Genomic DNA, 17,789 nt, shown 5'->3' on the forward strand with positions numbered 1-17,789 from the left:
TACGATATTATGAAAAAACATATTATAACAATAATTGCCATTCTGTTGATAAGTTCGACAGCTTGCAATGATCAAATAGATGAGCTTTTTGAAAATCCAAACATTTATGGTCCTCAGGAAGAACTAGTGCCTAGAATGTTTGCTCAAATGATGAGTGACGCAGCTAATTTCAAAGATCAGAATATTTCTTATTATAGAAATATCAATTCTCCAGGTCTTGGGTTTCCAATCAGGACGCATTTAGTATCACCTCCTCATGTATCAACTACCCGATTTGAAAATTATGATGACCATATCGCCAGTTTTCCGGAAACATTTGCAATGGGGCGTTTGTATAACTTTGGTGTAAACAATTATCAGGAGCTTCCATTTATGGAAAATCTGATTTCAGAAATGAGTGAAGAGGATAAGGCCGATAATATGATTTATTCTTACATGATCAGACTTTTTTACCTCAATAGTGTGTTGAAAAGCGTGGATGTATATAACTCGATTCCATACAGTGAGGCATTACAAGCATCAGAGGGAAATTATTTTCCGAAATTTGATGATGGATGGGAAATTTATCAGGATGCTTTAGCCAAATTCAAAGAATATGCTGATGGTATCAAGGCTGCTGGTTCAAAATTGTCTACAAAAGGGCAGACTTTATTCTCTCGTTACGATATAGTCTTTGGAGGAGATACTGATCGATGGGCTAAAATGGCTACAGCATGGCGTTTGCGTGCTGCGATTAGAGTGAGTGATGTTTATCCGACCGAGGCTGGTGCAATTATAGCTGATATTGTAAGCAGTGGAAACCTTCCGACTGAAGACTTGGAAACTCCTATAGAACAGTGGGTATCGACTGCAAATGGAGGTCCGGGATACAAAGGGAATTTCTCAAGATGGTTATACTACACCTGGGTGACTCCTGAAATTTTGTATTGGCTGGATGCTGATCAGGATCATGTATATACGGAAGGTCAGGATGACCCCAGATTGCCGGCACTGGTTGTTCCAAATAGAGAAGGTTTATATACACCTATTTCTTATGATCAGGAAATTGCATCCATTATGTCAACTACGGTACAAGACTGGAACAAAACCGATTATAATTATAATAATTTCTGGTACTCTGCTAATGACAGGTATGCCAGGTCAGATTTGCACTATCGGTATGATACCTGGGCACATTGGAATGGACATACTCTCCATAATTTAGTTGAACCTATCAGAATATTTACTTATGCTGAAGTACAACTTTTGTTGGCAGAAGCGGCACTGAAAAATTTAACCAGTACAGGTTCTAGTGCTCGTCAGCATATAGAAAATGCAGTTTCAAGCTCTATAAATTATTGGTACAAGCTCAATAATTATGGAAAACTGACTTCAACAGGAGAAGCCAGTATTCCGACTGAAGATAACGCTAATGGCAAGGGCGTTAATTTCTATTCCATGACGTTTCCAACGAAACCTTCTGGTACTGTTATTCAGGATTGGGCTTCTAAAATTGGGCAGGATTTTGAAAATGCTGTCGATACAGAAGCTAAGATGGAAATATTGATGCAACAAAAATACATTGATATTAATGTACATGAGGTACTTGAATTATTTGCTGAGTTACGACGAACCAGACATCCTACCTTGGGTAAATTCCGTGATCAGGGTGGAGTTTTGAGAGAAGATAATGGCATGGTAGAAAGAGTAATTTATCCTTCTGATGCGTCTGATTTTAATGCTGAGAGCTTCTCAAGAGTGAGAGATCAAAACAATTATTCAACTCCAATATTTTGGGTGCCCGACAGTAAAAAGGGAGTTAGTCCTTATGTGGAAAATGATTTATATTATTATCCTGAATATCCGGGAATTCCCGAGACTTTTAAAGATTAAGATTAGTTAGCCTATAAAGGTGAGTCCTTATGGACTCATCTTTTTTTTATTTTTAACCCCCTGTAAGTCTATAATGCACAAATAGTCTCAAACCAAATAAATGAATTCGTTTATTATGTACAAGATAAAATCATTAACTACTTTCTTCATTTTTACTTGTTTACTTTCTTTTAATAGAGTGCAGGCTGATCCTGTTGTTGTAACTGGTAGAGTTACTATATGGAATGATATTCCATTAGAGAATATTCAGGTGTACGCATCTAAGAGTAAAAAAGAAACAACAAGTAATAGTAATGGGGAGTTTACCATAGAAGTAAACAGTAAAGACAAGCTTCGGTTTTCTGGAGATGGGTTTATTACCCAAAAGGTCAACATTAAAGGTAATGACTTGGAAATTAATGTAGAAATGGAACTTTTGTCCGATGATTTTTCAGAAGAGGGAGATCAGGTTAATAATGGGTTTCGCTACATCCCACAAGCCCACAGGACTACCACTATTGAACGTTTGAAAGAAAGGCGTGCTCAGGAATTTGCTTCTTACAATTCTGTATGGGATATTATCAGGGGCAGAATATCAGGAGTAGTCGTGCAAAACAATAATGCCTACTTTAGAGAAGGTTTGTCAGGAAGTGTAGGTACTCAAAGCACACCAGCAATAATAGTGTTGAACGGTTCAAGGATCGCATCTTCTACAGTTACAAATCTGGACCCAAGGAATATTAAAGATGTATCCTTATTAAAAGGAGGAGCTGCAGCTGTTTATGGGGGCAGTGGTGGTTCCGGTGTAATCGTGATTACCACAAAATAATGTTACAATAAATTAATGGTTTAAATATGGTGAAAACCTCCTTTTTAGGAGGTTTTTTTGTTTAATAGGAAGCCGTATGAGATATTTTTAAATATATTTCCTGTTCTCACTAGGGGTTTTATTTTTTTTTATCGTCCTCCTTCCAACTTATGAAAGAAGACATCAACTATATTATCGCTAAAGAGTTATCCGGGAATGCCACGATGGAGGAAATAGAAATACTCAGGAGTTGGTTAGGGCAGAAACCAGAGCATAGAATTGAATACAATTTCTTGCGGTTAAATTGGATTCAAAAGAACGAAAGCATTAAGGGTTCAAAAGCAAGAGTGTTCGATCGCCTTGCAGCAAATATTAATGAGTCTGAAAAATCGAAAGTTCGACATCTAAGTGACCTAAGGCCAGGTGTAGGAGCATTTTGGTTAAAAGTAGCAGCCAGTATTGTTCTTGTGAGTGCCTTGTCATTTCTATTTTATGAGAATTACTTCAAGACTGAATCGAAAGAAGTTGTTAAGAACGAGATTATTACTAAAGAGACTCCCAAGGGAGTGAAACGCCAGATTGTACTTCCTGATGGTACAGACGTATGGCTAAATTCAGGCAGTAGTTTGTCATATGCATCCGGATTTACCGATAGCAGTAGAATAGTAAGACTTGTAGGAGAAGCTTTTTTCGAAGTAACGAAGGATCCCAAAAGGCCTTTTCAAGTAGAATCAGGAGATATTGTAACTACTGCTATCGGAACAGCTTTTAACGTGAATGCATTTTCAAAATCATCTACATCTATAGTTTCCTTAACAGAAGGAAAGGTTAAAGTAGAATACATTTCTAAGAATGAAGCTGTGTACTTAACCCCCGGTTATGCGGCAGTATTAAATAAGAAAAGTAATCAATTGGATGCTCGTTCTTTTGATATTGAAGAAGATATCGCATGGAAAGACGGGATTTTGGTTTTTAAAAATGCTGCTGAGGAAAAAGTTCTGAGAGACCTGGAAAACTGGTATGGTGTGAAGTTTACTTTGCAAAACAAAAGTCCTGAGAAATGGGATCTTACCACCAGATTTGAAAATGAATCTCTAGAGCATGTGCTCAAGGTAATTGGATTTAAGGCAAAATTTAATTTTCAAATAGAAGACAAAAAAGTAACAATAGAATACCTAAGCAACTAAACAAAATATGACAAAAGAAAAAAAGTAGAACAAAAAAACAGCAATGCTCAAGGAGCACTGCTGCATAAAATCTTTCCAGAAGAAATGTAACATTTCCACACATCATATTTCAGCAGGAAAGAAAAAGGAAGTTTCAATGCATTTGATATCATCAAAACCAAGTAAAATTATGAAAAATAAAAGATTACTCCTACTTAAAAAATTTATTATGTACTCTTTTTACGGTTTGGTGACACAATTAATTTTATGTAGCATACTCATGGCTACAAGTGTCACAAACGCCCAAAAGAATGTTAGCGTAAAAGAAATTAAGGTAAGCTTCAACTTTGAATCAGATAACCTGGTTTCAGTATTTGAAAAAATAGAAAACAATACGAACTATATTTTCACCTATTACCAGAAGGAATTTGATAAAAATATCAGTATTAGTGGAAACTATACAAATGTGCCTTTGTATCAGGTGCTTTTGGATATTTCTGAGAAATCTAAACTGAGTTTTAAGCAATTCAACAACAACATCACAGTATCAAAATTAAAGGGCAAAGATGCTATAGTTGTGATTGCTGCTGATATAGACATCTCTGGAAAGATTACAGATGAAAATGGAGAAGCCCTTCCCGGAGCATCTGTGGTGGTAAAAGGAACAACCAATGGTTCTACCACAGACTTAGATGGAAATTATAAGCTGCGTGCTCCCGAAGATGGAGTATTAGTGATTTCTTATGTTGGATATGTTACTCAGGAAATCATTCCCGGCAGTAGAAATGTGATCGATGTAGAAATGGTTTTAGATGAAGCGAGGTTGGATGAGATTGTTGTGGTAGGTTATGGCACACAGAAAAAAGCAAATTTAACAGGTGCTGTATCTCAGGTTAAAAGTGCTGATTTTGTAGATGAAAGACCAATAATGTCTGTAGGTCAGGCATTACAGGGAGTTGCTCCGGGTCTGACGATTACCAAATCCAACGGCATACCCGGAGAAGGTTATTCTTTTAATATTCGTGGTTATAATTCACTCAACGGAGGATCCCCTTTGATATTGGTGGATGGATCTGAGATGGATCCAAACCTGATTCCACCTTCTGATATTGCCAGTGTAACTGTACTGAAAGACGCAGCTTCAGCAGCTATATATGGAGCTCGTGCAGCTTTTGGTGTTGTATTGATTACTACAAAATCCGGAAAAAAGAACTCAAATATGCAGTTCAAATATACCAATAACATTTCAAGTACCAGACCCACAACGCTTCCAGATAAAGCTGATCCGGTTACTCAAATTGAAGTTGGAGGTATTCAATGGGAAAATGCGGGAAGAACCCCCGGGTGGTACTGGGGTAGAAATGTTCAGACCTGGATCGACTTATACAATGCACCTGACTATGTGCCCAATTCCATTCCGGTTATAAATGGAGTGGCTTATCCTTTGGGGGATAACAATAACATGATCAAGTTGATGACCGAGTCAAGTATGACGGTCAGGCATGATTTTTCTATTTCTGGTGGGTCGGATAATACTACTTATTATTTAGGCGCAGGAATTATGAATCAGGATGGAGTTTTGGCGTTGGACAAAGACAAATACTCTCGTAAGAACATTATGGCTAAAGTAGATACAGATATCAATGAGTGGCTGGCAGTTGGTACATCGGTGGGTTTTACAAGAGGTATTCAAAACATGCCGTATATTCCGAATAACGCTTCCTATATGTATGATGTATCTTATTTACGCCCAACTTTCTGGTTGACGGGTATTGATGAAGTTTCAGGAGCACCTTGGGGATTTTCTCCGGCTATGATAGGGCTTGGTGCCAACAATACTTATGCTACAGACAATACGAACCTTCAGTTACGGGCTACTGTTTCACCATTCGAAGGAATGAAAATTAATGGAACTTATACTCATAGAAGCATTACCGGAAACGACAGTTACCACGTGAATACTTATGAACAGGCAAATCCTACAGACGGCCCTGGTGTAGTCTATAAATATAGAAATGACCCCAATAGCCTAAGAAAAACTGCTTCTTTTGACAACTATGACAACCTTTTTCTAACAGCTGAATATTCTAAAACAATTTCTGATGTCCACAATTTTAAATTGATGGTGGGATACAGTCAGGAAAAAAGCAGCTATAGTTCATATTATGCACAAAGGCAAAAGTTGATTACAGATGATGTACCATCATTGAGTTTGGCAGTGGGTAATTCAAGCGTAGGCGATGATATTACTGAATGGGCTACCCGATCCGGGTTGTACCGATTGAACTATGATTACCAGGGAAAGTACCTTTTGGAGGTTGTGGGAAGATATGACGGATCATCCCGATTTCATAAAGACAATCGTTTTGTGTTTATGCCTTCTGCTTCTGTCGGTTGGGTACTCTCTGAAGAGTCTTTTATGTCAGGAGCCGAAGGGTGGTTGAATTTCCTTAAAATCAGGGTATCTTATGGCTCACAAGGCAACCAGCAGGTAGGTGCATATTCTTATATTCCTTCGATGAGTACCGGAACTGCCAACTGGATTATCAACGGAGAAAGACCTCTTTACAGTAGTCCGGGTGGATTGGTGAGTGATTCTTATACCTGGGAGAAGGTGAACACAACCAATTTCGGATTTGATTTTGCTTTCTTTAAAAACAAATTACAAACAACAGCAGAGATTTACAAAAGAGAAACGATTGGAATGCTTACTGCCGGAGAAGTATTGCCGGCAACACTTGGAACATCTGTACCAAACGAAAATTCTTCAGACTTACGAGTGAATGGATGGGAACTTAGTTTGAATTGGGCAGACAATATTTCTTCGGATTTTTCTTATTCTGCAGGTTTGATTTTGTATGATGACAAAGCAGTAATCACCAAGTATGCAGGAAATGAGACTAAATACCTGGGAAGTATATATGAAGGTCAGCAGTTAGGTGAAATATGGGGTTACGAAACAGACAGGTTGTTTCAGGAAGACGATTTTGTGGACAATGGCGGCACGAGGGAGTATGCTGAAGGAATACCAACTCAGGATATTATATTTTCTAACAGAGTCCCATTTCCAGGGGATGTAAAATACAAGGATTTGAACAACGATGGCAAGGTTGATTATGGTGATGCTTATACGCTTGACGATCACGGTGACTACAAAGTAATTGGGAATTCACGTTCCAGGTATCAGTATGGAATCAGACTTGGTGCAAATTATAAGGGTATAGATTTATCTATCTTCTTGCAAGGAGTTGCCAAGAAGGATTATTGGACAAGTGGTGCATTTGCATTCACTGCGGGTTCTCAATACGAGTCGGTATTTGCTCATACCCTTGATTATTGGACTGCCGAAAATACGGGTGCATTTTATCCACGCCCTGATGATCGTAGTTACAATAAAAAACCTCAAACCAGGTATTTGTTGAATGCTGCTTACATGAGGTTGAAAATGATTAAGCTGGGTTATTCTATACCGAAAAATGTACTCAGTAAGATCAACTTGGAATCAGTTAAGATTTACGTTACTGGTGAGAATTTATTCTTATTTACAGGTTTGCCAAAAGGCATGGATCCGGAGCTTGGGGCATCTCATACTTTCCCATTAGCAAAAGACTTTTCTATTGGTACGACCATTACTTTTTAAGTAGCATCATTAAACTGAATAAACATGAAAAATATATTTATTTATATAGCAATAGCAGGATTAATGTTGAATGCTTCTTCCTGCAACGACGATTTTTTAGAAAAAATTCCTAAAGATCAGGTAACAAATGAAAACTATTGGAAAACTGATGGTGATTTTCAAACGTATTCCTTGGGACTATATAGCTTCTATGGATACGGGGTTGGCAATGCTTATTCTATAGCAGTCAATTCAGATGAAGTAGTACAGGGAAATCAGAGTCAGAGCAGTAGAATATTTGACCGGATAACCGTTCCTACCACCGGAGGCGCATGGTCTTGGAGTACTTTGCGTACCATCAATATCATGATCAGAGAGGCTCAAGATTCAGATTTGGATGATGAGGCCAGGAAACATTGGGAGGGAGTAGGTCGCTTGTTTCGGGCAAGGGAATACTTCGACAAAGTCCAAAGTTTTGGAGATGTGCCATGGATTGATCATGAATTGGGAACAGAGAGTCCTGAGCTGTTCACGGCACAAGATTCCAGAGCAACTGTAATGGGACATGTACTGGAAGACCTCAATTTCGCTGTTCAAAACATTCGTTCGGATGCAGGAGACAACCTTGTGAACAAAGATGTAGCTTTAGCCATAAAATCTGAAATTTGCCTTTTCGAAGGAACCTTTAGAAAGTACCATACGGAGTTGAACCTAAGTGATGCCAATGCATGGCTGACAGAAAGTGCTTCTGCATCAGAAGCATTGATGACAAGTGGAGACTATTCATTGTCACCGGATTTCAGGGATATCTATTCTTCTGTAAATCTGGCAGGTAACCCTGAAGTGATATTTTATAAGCACTATGAAGCAGGCGTGATTGTAAATATACAGGCAAGAATGATGGGGCTTAGGGATTATTTTGGAGCGACAAAGGATGCTGTAGAGAGTTTTCTTTGTACAGACGGATTACCTTATGGGGTGAGCAACCTGCATCCTAAGGCGATAGCAGGCGATCCTGAGTTTGTTTATGAGGAATTTGAAAACAGAGATCCTCGTATGGGTAAAACATTGGTAGTCCCTTTCAGAGAAGGTATGGATCCACAAAACGATCCTGCTATTTACAATTCCAGCACCTCTGTCTATCCTACCTATTCTCCGGCATTTATAGGTGAATCCGGCATTTCCAATCCTACAGGATATCCTTTGTATAAATGGTGGTCCACAGATACGCCTGTCGATGATGTCAATGGTTACCTTGATGCTCCTTTATATTCATTGAATAAGATTCTGTTGAATTATGCTGAAGCAAAAGCAGAACTGGGTCAGGCAGACGATGATGTTTTGGATAAGAGTATCAATCTTTTGAGGTTGAGAGTAGGAATGCCTAAATTAACTGTAGCAATAGCCAATAGCATCAATGATCCTAAAAAAGCAGAGTTTGCACCGGAAATTTCTAACTTGTTGTGGGAAATTCGTCGTGAAAGACAAGTAGAATTAATGCTGGAAGGCTCAAGGTTTGATGATATCATGAGATGGAAAAAAGCAAGCTACTTTGGTAAGCCATTTGTTGGTGCCTATGTTGACCTTGATGACAGGCCTGCTTCAGAATACAATGGTGATGGCTCTAATAAAGCGTCTGTGAGATTGGGTGACAGAGATGGTAATGTATTGCCGGCAGGTACAAAAGTTGGATACGTGTTGCCTTATGTTGAAAGACAACCTGAGTGGACGGATAACGAAACTAAATTGTATTATTCTCCTATCAATACGGAGGCTCTTACGATCAATCCAAAGCTGAATCAGGCTCCAGGTTGGTAATACTTTAATATTATATTAATTGATCGCCTGCTAATTTATTTTTTTAATGGACTGGCAGGTGATCTTTTTTTACATTTAGAAATAATTCCAAATTAAATGTCAATGAGACTACTTGTATTTTTTGTATTAAGTACTGTTTTTCAACTGAATCTTTACGCTCAGGATGAAATCAAAGTAATCACCTATAATATCCTGGAAGGTTTGGGAAATAATGCCAGTTATGGTGAAGGCAGACGTGATCTATGTGTGCAATGGCTTAAGGAGCAAAAAGCAGATGTGATAGCCTTGCAGGAATGGTACGGAAGTGAGGCAATGCTCGCTGAAGATGCTAAAAAATGGGGGCATGACTACTATGTCAAAAGCGGGCCGATTGCCATGACGTCCAACAAGCCAATTGTACTTAAAAAGATTTATAAGAATAAGGGCTTTAGGAATACTGTATTGCAAGCAGAGGTATATGGTTTAGATTTCTTTGCCGTTCACTTACATCCGGGAGACTGGAAGTTTAGATTGGGAGAAGCCAATTTGATAAAGGATATCATTGATTCAGTAAAACAACATACTCATAAATACATGCTTTTGGGTGATTTCAATGCACATTCTCCTTTTGATGCAGAAATACACGATCAAAATCCTGAGCTATTGGCTAAGTATGCCAAAGGAGATAAAGGCAATGAAGCTAAGGGGAGTGCCCATCGTAGTTTAGTGGATTACCATATTGACTACAGTGTCATGTCCAGATTTTTGTCATTTCCTCTGATAGACGTTACTCAACGGCTTGTGCCTTCGTACAATCGCCATACATTTCCCACACCTATATTGATAGGTGTTTGGCGTACTGCCGGAAATATAGGGCGTACTCCCGAGCGGATCGATTACATATTGACTAGTGTCGAGTTGAGTCCCTATTGCAAGAGTATTACCATCCACAACGGAGAAGCAAATGATTACATTTCTGATCACTATCCTGTAGAAGCCATTTTTAAAATTCCTACTACAGATATTTAATGAGTTGAGTTTTAGTCTTATTCAATAATTTAAAGATGAACACTAAAAACAAACCTAATGTTGTGGTTATTGGTGCAGGAACAATTGGGTGTGCTATCACCTACTATTTGGCGAAAAATGGAATAAAGGTGACCTTGATGGAGAGGAATACAGTAGGCTCAGGAAATACAAGCCTGGCTGCTTCTCTTTTAACAAAAATTCGAAGCAAACCGGAAATTATACCACTGGTGGAAGAGACATACCGATCAATCAGTTGTCTCGAAGAAGAAATAGGGAATGGACTTGATGTGCAGAAAGTTGGCAGTTTGCATGTTGCGGCTTCTGATGCCAGCGTCAGTGCACTCAATGAATTGATTTCTATTGCAGAGGATTTTAAAATTGATTACGCTGACCTCACTAACAGTGAAATTCAAAAAATGGTACCTTGGTTAAAAACAGATGAAATACAAAAAGCGACATATATGCCTGAAGATGCCTTTTTGGATGCTTATGTATTGGCTAATGCTTTTGTTGAAGCAGCAAAAAAATATGGAGCGGATATTCAGCAATGGACTAATGTGGAGAGTTTGATCACAGAAGGAAAAAATGTAAGGGGTGTAAAAACCAAAAATGGCGATATAGAATGTGATATGGTAGTAGATGCAGCAGGAGCCTGGGCTAATTTACTTTCTATGAAGGCAGGAATAGGTTTGCCAATGACACCCGTCAGAAGTAACTATTGGATAACCAAGCCCGATACGAAATTATTTTTGCCACATCAGCCAATTGTGATTCTTCCGGATGCTTCTGCTTACACCCGGCCGGAATCAGGTGCACTGCTGTTTGGATTGAGGGAATCAAAGTCTGTTCATTTTGATCCAAGGAATTTGCCCGAAGACCTGACGGGATATGTATTTGGAGACCCTGAAGATCGGTGGAATATTCTGGTAGAACAGTGGGGACGGTTTCATAAGTTTTTTCCAAAATTCGATGAAATAGAAATCCAACACTATATAGCAGGTGTATCCACTTACACACCCGATGGTATGTTTGTATTAGGTGGGATAACTGAGACAAATGGTTTTTTAGCGGCTACTGGTTGTTCTGGTGCCGGAGTGGCTGTGTCTGGTGGCATGGGCAGGATCATCAGTGAAATGGTAATGGGACAGGATCCTTTTTGCAATGTTGAGCCATTTAGAATAGACAGGTTTGGAATCATAGACCCCTTCAATTATGATTTCATGAGAAGGTGTGCGGATGCAAGGTCTGTTAAAAAATCAGGATAAGTTATACTTCAAACCAATAACCACTTTTTAGCAAATGTTGGTATTTTTCACTGTCAAACTTGTAGAGGAAAGCCCCTTTCTTTGAAGTGGTTTTATCTTTGGTGTCCAGTTTTATCAAGAGTCCGGTAGCCAATATCTTCTTTCTGAAATTTCTATCATCAATGGGACGTTGGTAGATGGCTTCATAGACTTTGAGTAACTGAGGTAGGGTGAATTTTTCTGGGAGTAGTTCAAATCCTATAGGTCGGTATCTGGCAACATCTCTCAGTTTGGTTATGGCAGTTTCCACCATTTGATTGTGATCAAGTACGAGATCCGGCACCTGATCGAATGGTACCCACTTGGCTTCATGGTTTTCTATAGAGAAACCCTGATTTTTTGAACTTTGAATCAAACTCCAATATACTACTGAAACTACTCTTGCTCCTGAATCCCTATCCATATCACCAAAACTACAGAGTTGCTCTAAAAAAACTTCTTCAAGACCGGTAATGTCCTTAAGAATCCTATGAGCAGCATCGTTCAGGTTTTCTTCATTGGATACTATATTGCCTATCAAAGACCACTGTCCTGCTAATGGATCCACTTCTCGTTTGAAAACCAATAGTTTTAATTCTCCCTCATTGTAGCCAAAGATGACACAATCTACCGCAAGCAAGAGCTTGTTTTTTTCGGGATAAAATGTTTTTTTAGAGAAAGGCATTCAGGAATTTTAAAATGGCTCGAATACAAATATGACGAATAATTTGAATAATGATTTGTCATACGTTCTAATTACGTTTATTCTTATTAAACTTGTTTAAACAATCAATACCTGAATTGGAAATTGATTCAAATACACTATACAACTATGAGAAAACTGAAACACCTGACTATTTTATTTTTACTGACTATAAACATTACCGGCTGCATGAAACCAGAAAAGAAAACTATTCAATTGATAGATAAGAAAAATTTTGAAATGGAAATAAATGGAAAGGCTGTGAGTCTTTTTGTTCTTAAAAATAGCAATGGCCTGGTCAGTGAGATTACCAATTATGGTGGCAGAGTAGTGACTTTGTGGACACCTGATAAAAATGGTGATTTTGAAGATGTGGTACTTGGGTACGACAGCATGAAAGGCTATCTGAGTTCTAATGACATTTATCTGGGTGCTACTGTGGGCAGATATGCTAATAGAATAGGGAAGGGTAAGTTTACATTAAACGGAGTAGAATACACCTTGGCAACTAACAATGGAGAAAATCATTTACATGGAGGAAAAGATGGGTTTAACAATGTAGTATGGGATGCCAGGCAAATTGATAATCAGACACTTGAACTTACGTATTTTTCAAAAGATGGAGAAGAAGGTTATCCTGGAAACATGAAGATAAAAATGGTCTATCAATTGACGGATGACAATGAATTGAAAGTGGAATACTGGGCTACTACAGATCAAACCACTTTGGCAAATTTTACGCATCATTCTTATTTCAATCTCAATGGTGTGGCTAGTGGTACTATTTACGATCATATAGTACACATTAATGCTGATAGATATACTCCTGTAGATAGTGGGCTGATACCTACTGGTGTATTAGAGCCAGTAGAGAATACTCCAATGGATTTCCGAACTCCTACAGCAGTGGGAGCCAGGATAAACGACGATTTTGATCAATTGAAAATAGGCTTGGGATATGATCATAACTATGTGTTGAATCAATCTGCAGAAGGCATAAATTTGGCGGCAAGAGTACAAGAACCAAAATCTGGAAGGGTGATGGAAGTGTTTACCAACGAACCTGGCATGCAGTTTTATACAGGCAATTTTATGGATGGATCAGATATTGGCAAGCAAAACAAAGCTCATAAATACAGGGAAGCCTTGTGTTTTGAAACACAACATTTTCCTGATAGTCCAAATAAAGAAAATTTTCCAAGCACAGTATTAAATCCCGGAGAAGAGTACTATTCAGTTTGTGCTTATAAGTTTGGAGTGGTAGATTGAATTGTAATAACTCTAAAAGAAATCAAAAAAAAATGGGGCTGCAAACTCGTTGCAGCCCCTAAACCAACCTAACCTAAACTTACTTTATAAACCTTTATTGGATATTCAAATTCCAATCATATTCGTAGTATACGATCCTTGTGTCAAAAGGGATTTGATTTTTTCTATATTTATTTAAATATCCCACTATTCCTTTAACGTCCTTCTTTTCAAAATCGTCTTTGTACCATGAAAATATTTGAGAAACTTCCGTTTTATCCTGTTTTACCTGTATAAATACGTCGTTATTAAGTGCCAGACGTGTTCTGTCTTCCAACTGACTTTCAATGTTTTTAGGCGTGAAAGCAAAGTTTGCCAAAGGAGGACAACCCTTGGCTCCACATACCAAAGCAAAATGAAGGCGTTCATCTCTATTGACATATAGGTTCTTGTCCTTTTCTATTTGATTGAGGGTTAACTCTTCTCCGGCAATTTTATTCTTTATTTTATCAAAGAAACCATCTACTGCTAATGGCCCAACTATAGGATACCTTTCTACTATCTGTTTGATGACCAAAATGTTATAGGCATTGGTATAAAATGCTTTCAATTCGTCGGATGAATTACCTTTTGAATCATATTCTTCAATTTGAGTAATTGTTTTATTAAGGAGGGTAGGATTTTTAACAATTGCCTTGTAATCCACATTTCCGGATTTATCAACGTAAGTTCTTAAAAATTGGTCTGCACCGTTGAAAAAGGGATTTTCCTGTGCGGTCAACAGAGAATAGGATGACGTTAATAAAACAATGATTGCAAGTATTTTAAGTAGATATCGCATTGGCTTAATGAATAATGTGAGGCTATTTGTTATTTAATTCGGTTAACAATGGAACTAAAATTCTAAATTTCATATTACCTTAAACATTTAAGAATCAAAAAAGTTCGTCTGGGTGCGAATCAAATTAATATTCATTCATGAGTCACATTATTATAATTGGCAATGGCATATCCGGGATTACTACTGCTCGTCATGTTAGAAAACTATCGGATGATCAGATAACAGTCATTTCTGGGGAAACAGATTATTTCTTTTCAAGGACAGCCCTGATGTACATATACATGGGGCATATGAAATACGAGCATACCAAACCTTATGAAGACTGGTTTTGGGAAAAGAATAAGATAGCACTCAAAAAAGCATGGGTTACCAACATTGACATCAATGCACAAGAATTGTCATTTGCTGATGGTGAAAAGATGACTTACGATAAATTGGTTTTGTCACTAGGGTCTAAACCTAACAAGTTTGGATGGCCAGGGGAAGATCTTATTGGTGTAAGTGGACTGTACAGCTATCAGGATCTGGAGTACATCGAGAAGCATAGCAAAGACATTGACAAAGCAGTAATAGTCGGAGGAGGACTTATTGGTGTGGAATTGGCGGAAATGTTTCATTCCCGAAAAATTGATGTATCGTTTTTGGTCAGAGAAAAGAGTTTTTGGGATGTAATGTTGCCCAAAGAAGAGTCAGCTATGATCAATAAAGAGATTTTAGACCATCATATCGACCTGAGGTTGGAAACTGAACTCAAGGAAATAGTTTCGGATGAAAATGGAAGGGTGAAGGCAATAGTAACCGGGAATGGAGAAACCATTCCTTGTCAGTTTGTAGGGTTAACTGCCGGAGTTTCCCCTAATATTGCTTTGGTAGAAAATTCAGGTATAGAATCTAAACGTGGCATTCTTGTGGATGAATATTTGCAAACGAATATTCCCAATGTGTTTGCTGTTGGTGATTGTGCGGAGTTTCGCAATCCACTGCCCGGCAGAAGGTCAATTGAGCAGGTTTGGTACACAGGCAGAATGCAGGGAGAGACATTGGCTAGAACTCTTACGGGAAAACAAACAGCATATCGCCCGGGAATTTGGTTCAATTCCGCTAAGTTTTTCAATATTGAATACCAAACCTATGGGACAGTGCTTGTCAACCTAAAGGAAAATGAGAACCGATTGTATTGGGAACATGCTTCAGGTAAAATATGTCTGAAAGTGGTTTTTGATTCAAGTACACAGGAAGTTATTGGCATCAATACGTTTGGAATCAGAATGAGGCATAAGGTGTGGGACAAATGGTTGAGAGAAAAAAGAGACCTGCATTACGTGATGAAAAATCTGGAAGAAGCCAATTTTGATCCTGAGTTTTTTAAGAGATACGAAAATCAGATCAGAGAGGTGTACAATAATATGTTTCCAGACAACAAGATAGAACCAGTGAAAAAGGGATTTTTACAAAGCATATTCAATTAAGCCATTATGCAGATTATTCAAAAAAGTGGATTGTTCATATTTCTTCTTGGTTTTGGGATTTTTCTAGCCAGTTTTTTCTTTGAAAACTACACACTTTCCGAAAACATAATAAATGATAAGTTGGAAGCTAATGAGGCTTCTAAAGTTTTGAAAATTGAAATCCAATCCATGATCGGAAAGGAATATTCCAGTTCATTTACTTTTTTAAAAGACCTGAAAAGTACTTTTAAAAAAGTAAATGAAATTCAGATAGAAAAATATGCCATTTCTGATGAAAAAATAGAGTTAATAGCTCAGATGATTGGTGATTCGGGAAGTGAATTTTCACTCAATGATACAGGTAATCTCTTTAATGCAGAAAATCCAAATGAAGCTTATCAATGGGCATCTTTTCAGTCGTATGGTAGCTGGCTGGATGGTAGAGAGTTTAGTTCTGGGCAAGAACTGTCCGATCAGCTTAAAGGAGTTCGGGACAATATTGTGAGCTATGGTATTGTCAATGAAAAAGGATTTGATAAGTACAAAGTCAAAAATCTGGAATATGAAATAACCAAGGCTTCTTCCCAAGGAGCCGTGAGTAGCAATCAGGTTTTGTTTCTTCTCCTTACATACCTGATGTGTATCGTGGGAGCCGTTATGTACTTATTGCCAAAAGTAAAGTTGGAAGGTGCAGCTGGTGTAAAAAATAATGGTATTTTTCATAGTGCTATGAAAAACAGAGGCTGGTTGGGAATCTTCACAGGGACTTTTCTGATCGCATTCTATGTGTTTCTGTACTTCTATCCTGAGTATATGACAGCCTGGATTATCACAGTTGATCCGGTAAGTATATTTTTAAAAGGAAGTGAAGCTGGTAGGTTTTTCCTTTATGGGTTTTTATATACCCTTACCATACTGGTGATGGGAGTTCGAATGATCATCAAATACCGGCACAGCAAGTACCAAATACTCAGGACTGCTTCGGTCATGTTTTTTCAAACTTCATTTGCTTTCCTCATTCCAGAAATACTATTGCGTCTCAATCAGCCCTATTTTGACTTTAAAAATATATGGCCACTGGATTACGATTTCTTTTTCGACAATGAGTTAAACACGCTGATTGCTAATGGTGGTTTAGGAATGTTTATGTTGTCATGGGGTATTGCGCTGGTATTGATAGGTGTTCCTGTGTTTGTTTATTTCTTCGGAAAAAGATGGTACTGCTCCTGGGTTTGTGGCTGTGGAGGACTGGCAGAAACCTTGGGTGATCCTTATCGTCAATTGTCCGACAAATCATTGAAAGCATGGAAATTTGAACGCATTTCGATTCATGCTGTATTGGCGTTTGCGGTGGTAATGACAGTAGCGGTGCTCTATACTTTTTGGACGGGAGAAAGCCAGTTGCTGGGTTTAAATACTTATAGCATTCGTTCTGTCTATGGCGCATGGATTGGGGCTGGCTTTGCCGGAGTAATAGGTACGGGTTTTTATCCCCTGATGGGAAATAGAGTCTGGTGCAGGTTTGGTTGCCCTCTGGCAGCCTATCTGGGTTTGGTGCAACGCTTCAAATCAAGGTTTAGAATCACTACCAATGGTGGTCAGTGTATCTCCTGTGGTAATTGCTCCACTCATTGTGAAATGGGAATTGATGTGAGATGGTATGCCCAGAGAGGTCAGAATATCGTTCGCTCATCCTGTGTAGGATGTGGGGTATGTTCTTCCGTTTGCCCGAGAGGAGTTTTGAATCTGGAAAACAGAGACGAGAAAGGGCGTTTTAATGAATCTATCCTTATTGGAAACGACAGTATTGCTATTGAGCAATAAGAGATTTCTGTTCTTTTTTATTGACGTAGGATTGAATTATAGTGAAGAAATATTGAAGTACTATTTTTCTAAGCAATTGTTGAGTTGTGGCTTAATTGCGGACATTACTTTTGAAAAAGTAAATATTGTTATACCTTGATGTGTGTTTACAATATACCTATTTCATTCAACC

12 protein-coding genes are annotated in these 17,789 nt (G+C 38.2%); 10 read left to right on the forward strand and 2 right to left on the reverse strand.

Features of this window, described 5'->3' with window-relative positions:
- Window positions 1-9: 9 nt before the first annotated feature.
- From AAOP42_RS07015 to AAOP42_RS07045, 7 genes are all read left to right on the forward strand, one after another.
- Window positions 10-1,872, forward strand: coding sequence for a SusD/RagB family nutrient-binding outer membrane lipoprotein (locus tag AAOP42_RS07015; protein ID WP_349527766.1), 1,863 nt, complete (start codon window positions 10-12; stop codon window positions 1,870-1,872).
- 115 nt (window positions 1,873-1,987) lie between these two features.
- Entirely contained in the window at window positions 1,988-2,680 is a 693-nt protein-coding gene (locus AAOP42_RS07020) for a carboxypeptidase-like regulatory domain-containing protein (RefSeq protein WP_349527767.1), read from the forward strand.
- A gap of 149 nt (window positions 2,681-2,829) precedes the next feature.
- Window positions 2,830-3,846: a FecR family protein gene (locus tag AAOP42_RS07025; protein WP_349527768.1), complete on the forward strand. Its 1,017-nt coding sequence runs from the start codon at window positions 2,830-2,832 to the stop codon at window positions 3,844-3,846.
- 169 nt (window positions 3,847-4,015) lie between these two features.
- The gene (locus AAOP42_RS07030; RefSeq protein ID WP_349527769.1) at window positions 4,016-7,465 is read left to right on the forward strand and encodes a SusC/RagA family TonB-linked outer membrane protein; all 3,450 of its coding nucleotides are present in this window, start codon (window positions 4,016-4,018) and stop codon (window positions 7,463-7,465) included.
- A gap of 24 nt (window positions 7,466-7,489) precedes the next feature.
- On the forward strand, window positions 7,490-9,262 hold the full coding sequence (locus AAOP42_RS07035; protein ID WP_349527770.1) for a RagB/SusD family nutrient uptake outer membrane protein: 1,773 nt from the start codon (window positions 7,490-7,492) through the stop codon (window positions 9,260-9,262).
- A gap of 102 nt (window positions 9,263-9,364) precedes the next feature.
- On the forward strand, window positions 9,365-10,270 hold the full coding sequence (locus AAOP42_RS07040; protein ID WP_349527771.1) for an endonuclease/exonuclease/phosphatase family protein: 906 nt from the start codon (window positions 9,365-9,367) through the stop codon (window positions 10,268-10,270).
- Window positions 10,271-10,305: 35 nt separating this feature from the next.
- The gene (locus tag AAOP42_RS07045; RefSeq protein WP_349527772.1) at window positions 10,306-11,535 is read left to right on the forward strand and encodes an NAD(P)/FAD-dependent oxidoreductase; all 1,230 of its coding nucleotides are present in this window, start codon (window positions 10,306-10,308) and stop codon (window positions 11,533-11,535) included.
- A gap of 1 nt (window position 11,536) precedes the next feature.
- Here the strand turns inward: AAOP42_RS07045 and AAOP42_RS07050 are convergent, their stop codons facing one another.
- On the reverse strand, window positions 11,537-12,238 hold the full coding sequence (locus AAOP42_RS07050) for an NUDIX hydrolase (RefSeq protein ID WP_349527773.1): 702 nt from the start codon (window positions 12,236-12,238) through the stop codon (window positions 11,537-11,539).
- Window positions 12,239-12,385: 147 nt separating this feature from the next.
- Here AAOP42_RS07050 and AAOP42_RS07055 point away from each other — a divergent pair, with 147 nt between their 5' ends.
- Window positions 12,386-13,525: an aldose epimerase family protein gene (locus tag AAOP42_RS07055; protein ID WP_349527774.1), complete on the forward strand. Its 1,140-nt coding sequence runs from the start codon at window positions 12,386-12,388 to the stop codon at window positions 13,523-13,525.
- A 94-nt stretch (window positions 13,526-13,619) separates the two neighbouring features.
- On the opposite strand, the gene AAOP42_RS07060 is transcribed toward AAOP42_RS07055, so the two are convergent.
- Window positions 13,620-14,345: a DUF547 domain-containing protein gene (locus AAOP42_RS07060; RefSeq protein WP_349527775.1), complete on the reverse strand. Its 726-nt coding sequence runs from the start codon at window positions 14,343-14,345 to the stop codon at window positions 13,620-13,622.
- Between the two features lie 137 nt (window positions 14,346-14,482).
- Between AAOP42_RS07060 and AAOP42_RS07065 the strand changes: the two genes are divergently transcribed.
- Both AAOP42_RS07065 and AAOP42_RS07070 read left to right on the forward strand, forming a co-directional pair.
- Window positions 14,483-15,814 carry an NAD(P)/FAD-dependent oxidoreductase gene (locus tag AAOP42_RS07065; RefSeq protein ID WP_349527776.1) on the forward strand — a complete coding sequence of 444 codons (1,332 nt, stop codon included), beginning with the start codon at window positions 14,483-14,485 and terminating at the stop codon, window positions 15,812-15,814.
- 6 nt (window positions 15,815-15,820) lie between these two features.
- Complete coding sequence (locus AAOP42_RS07070) at window positions 15,821-17,617, forward strand: 4Fe-4S binding protein (protein WP_349527777.1); 1,797 nt, start codon at window positions 15,821-15,823, stop codon at window positions 17,615-17,617.
- Window positions 17,618-17,789: the final 172 nt, after the last annotated feature.

It is taken from the genome of Reichenbachiella sp. MALMAid0571, from assembly GCF_040151475.1.
In the GTDB taxonomy this organism is placed as follows: domain Bacteria; phylum Bacteroidota; class Bacteroidia; order Cytophagales; family Cyclobacteriaceae; genus CAXBNB01.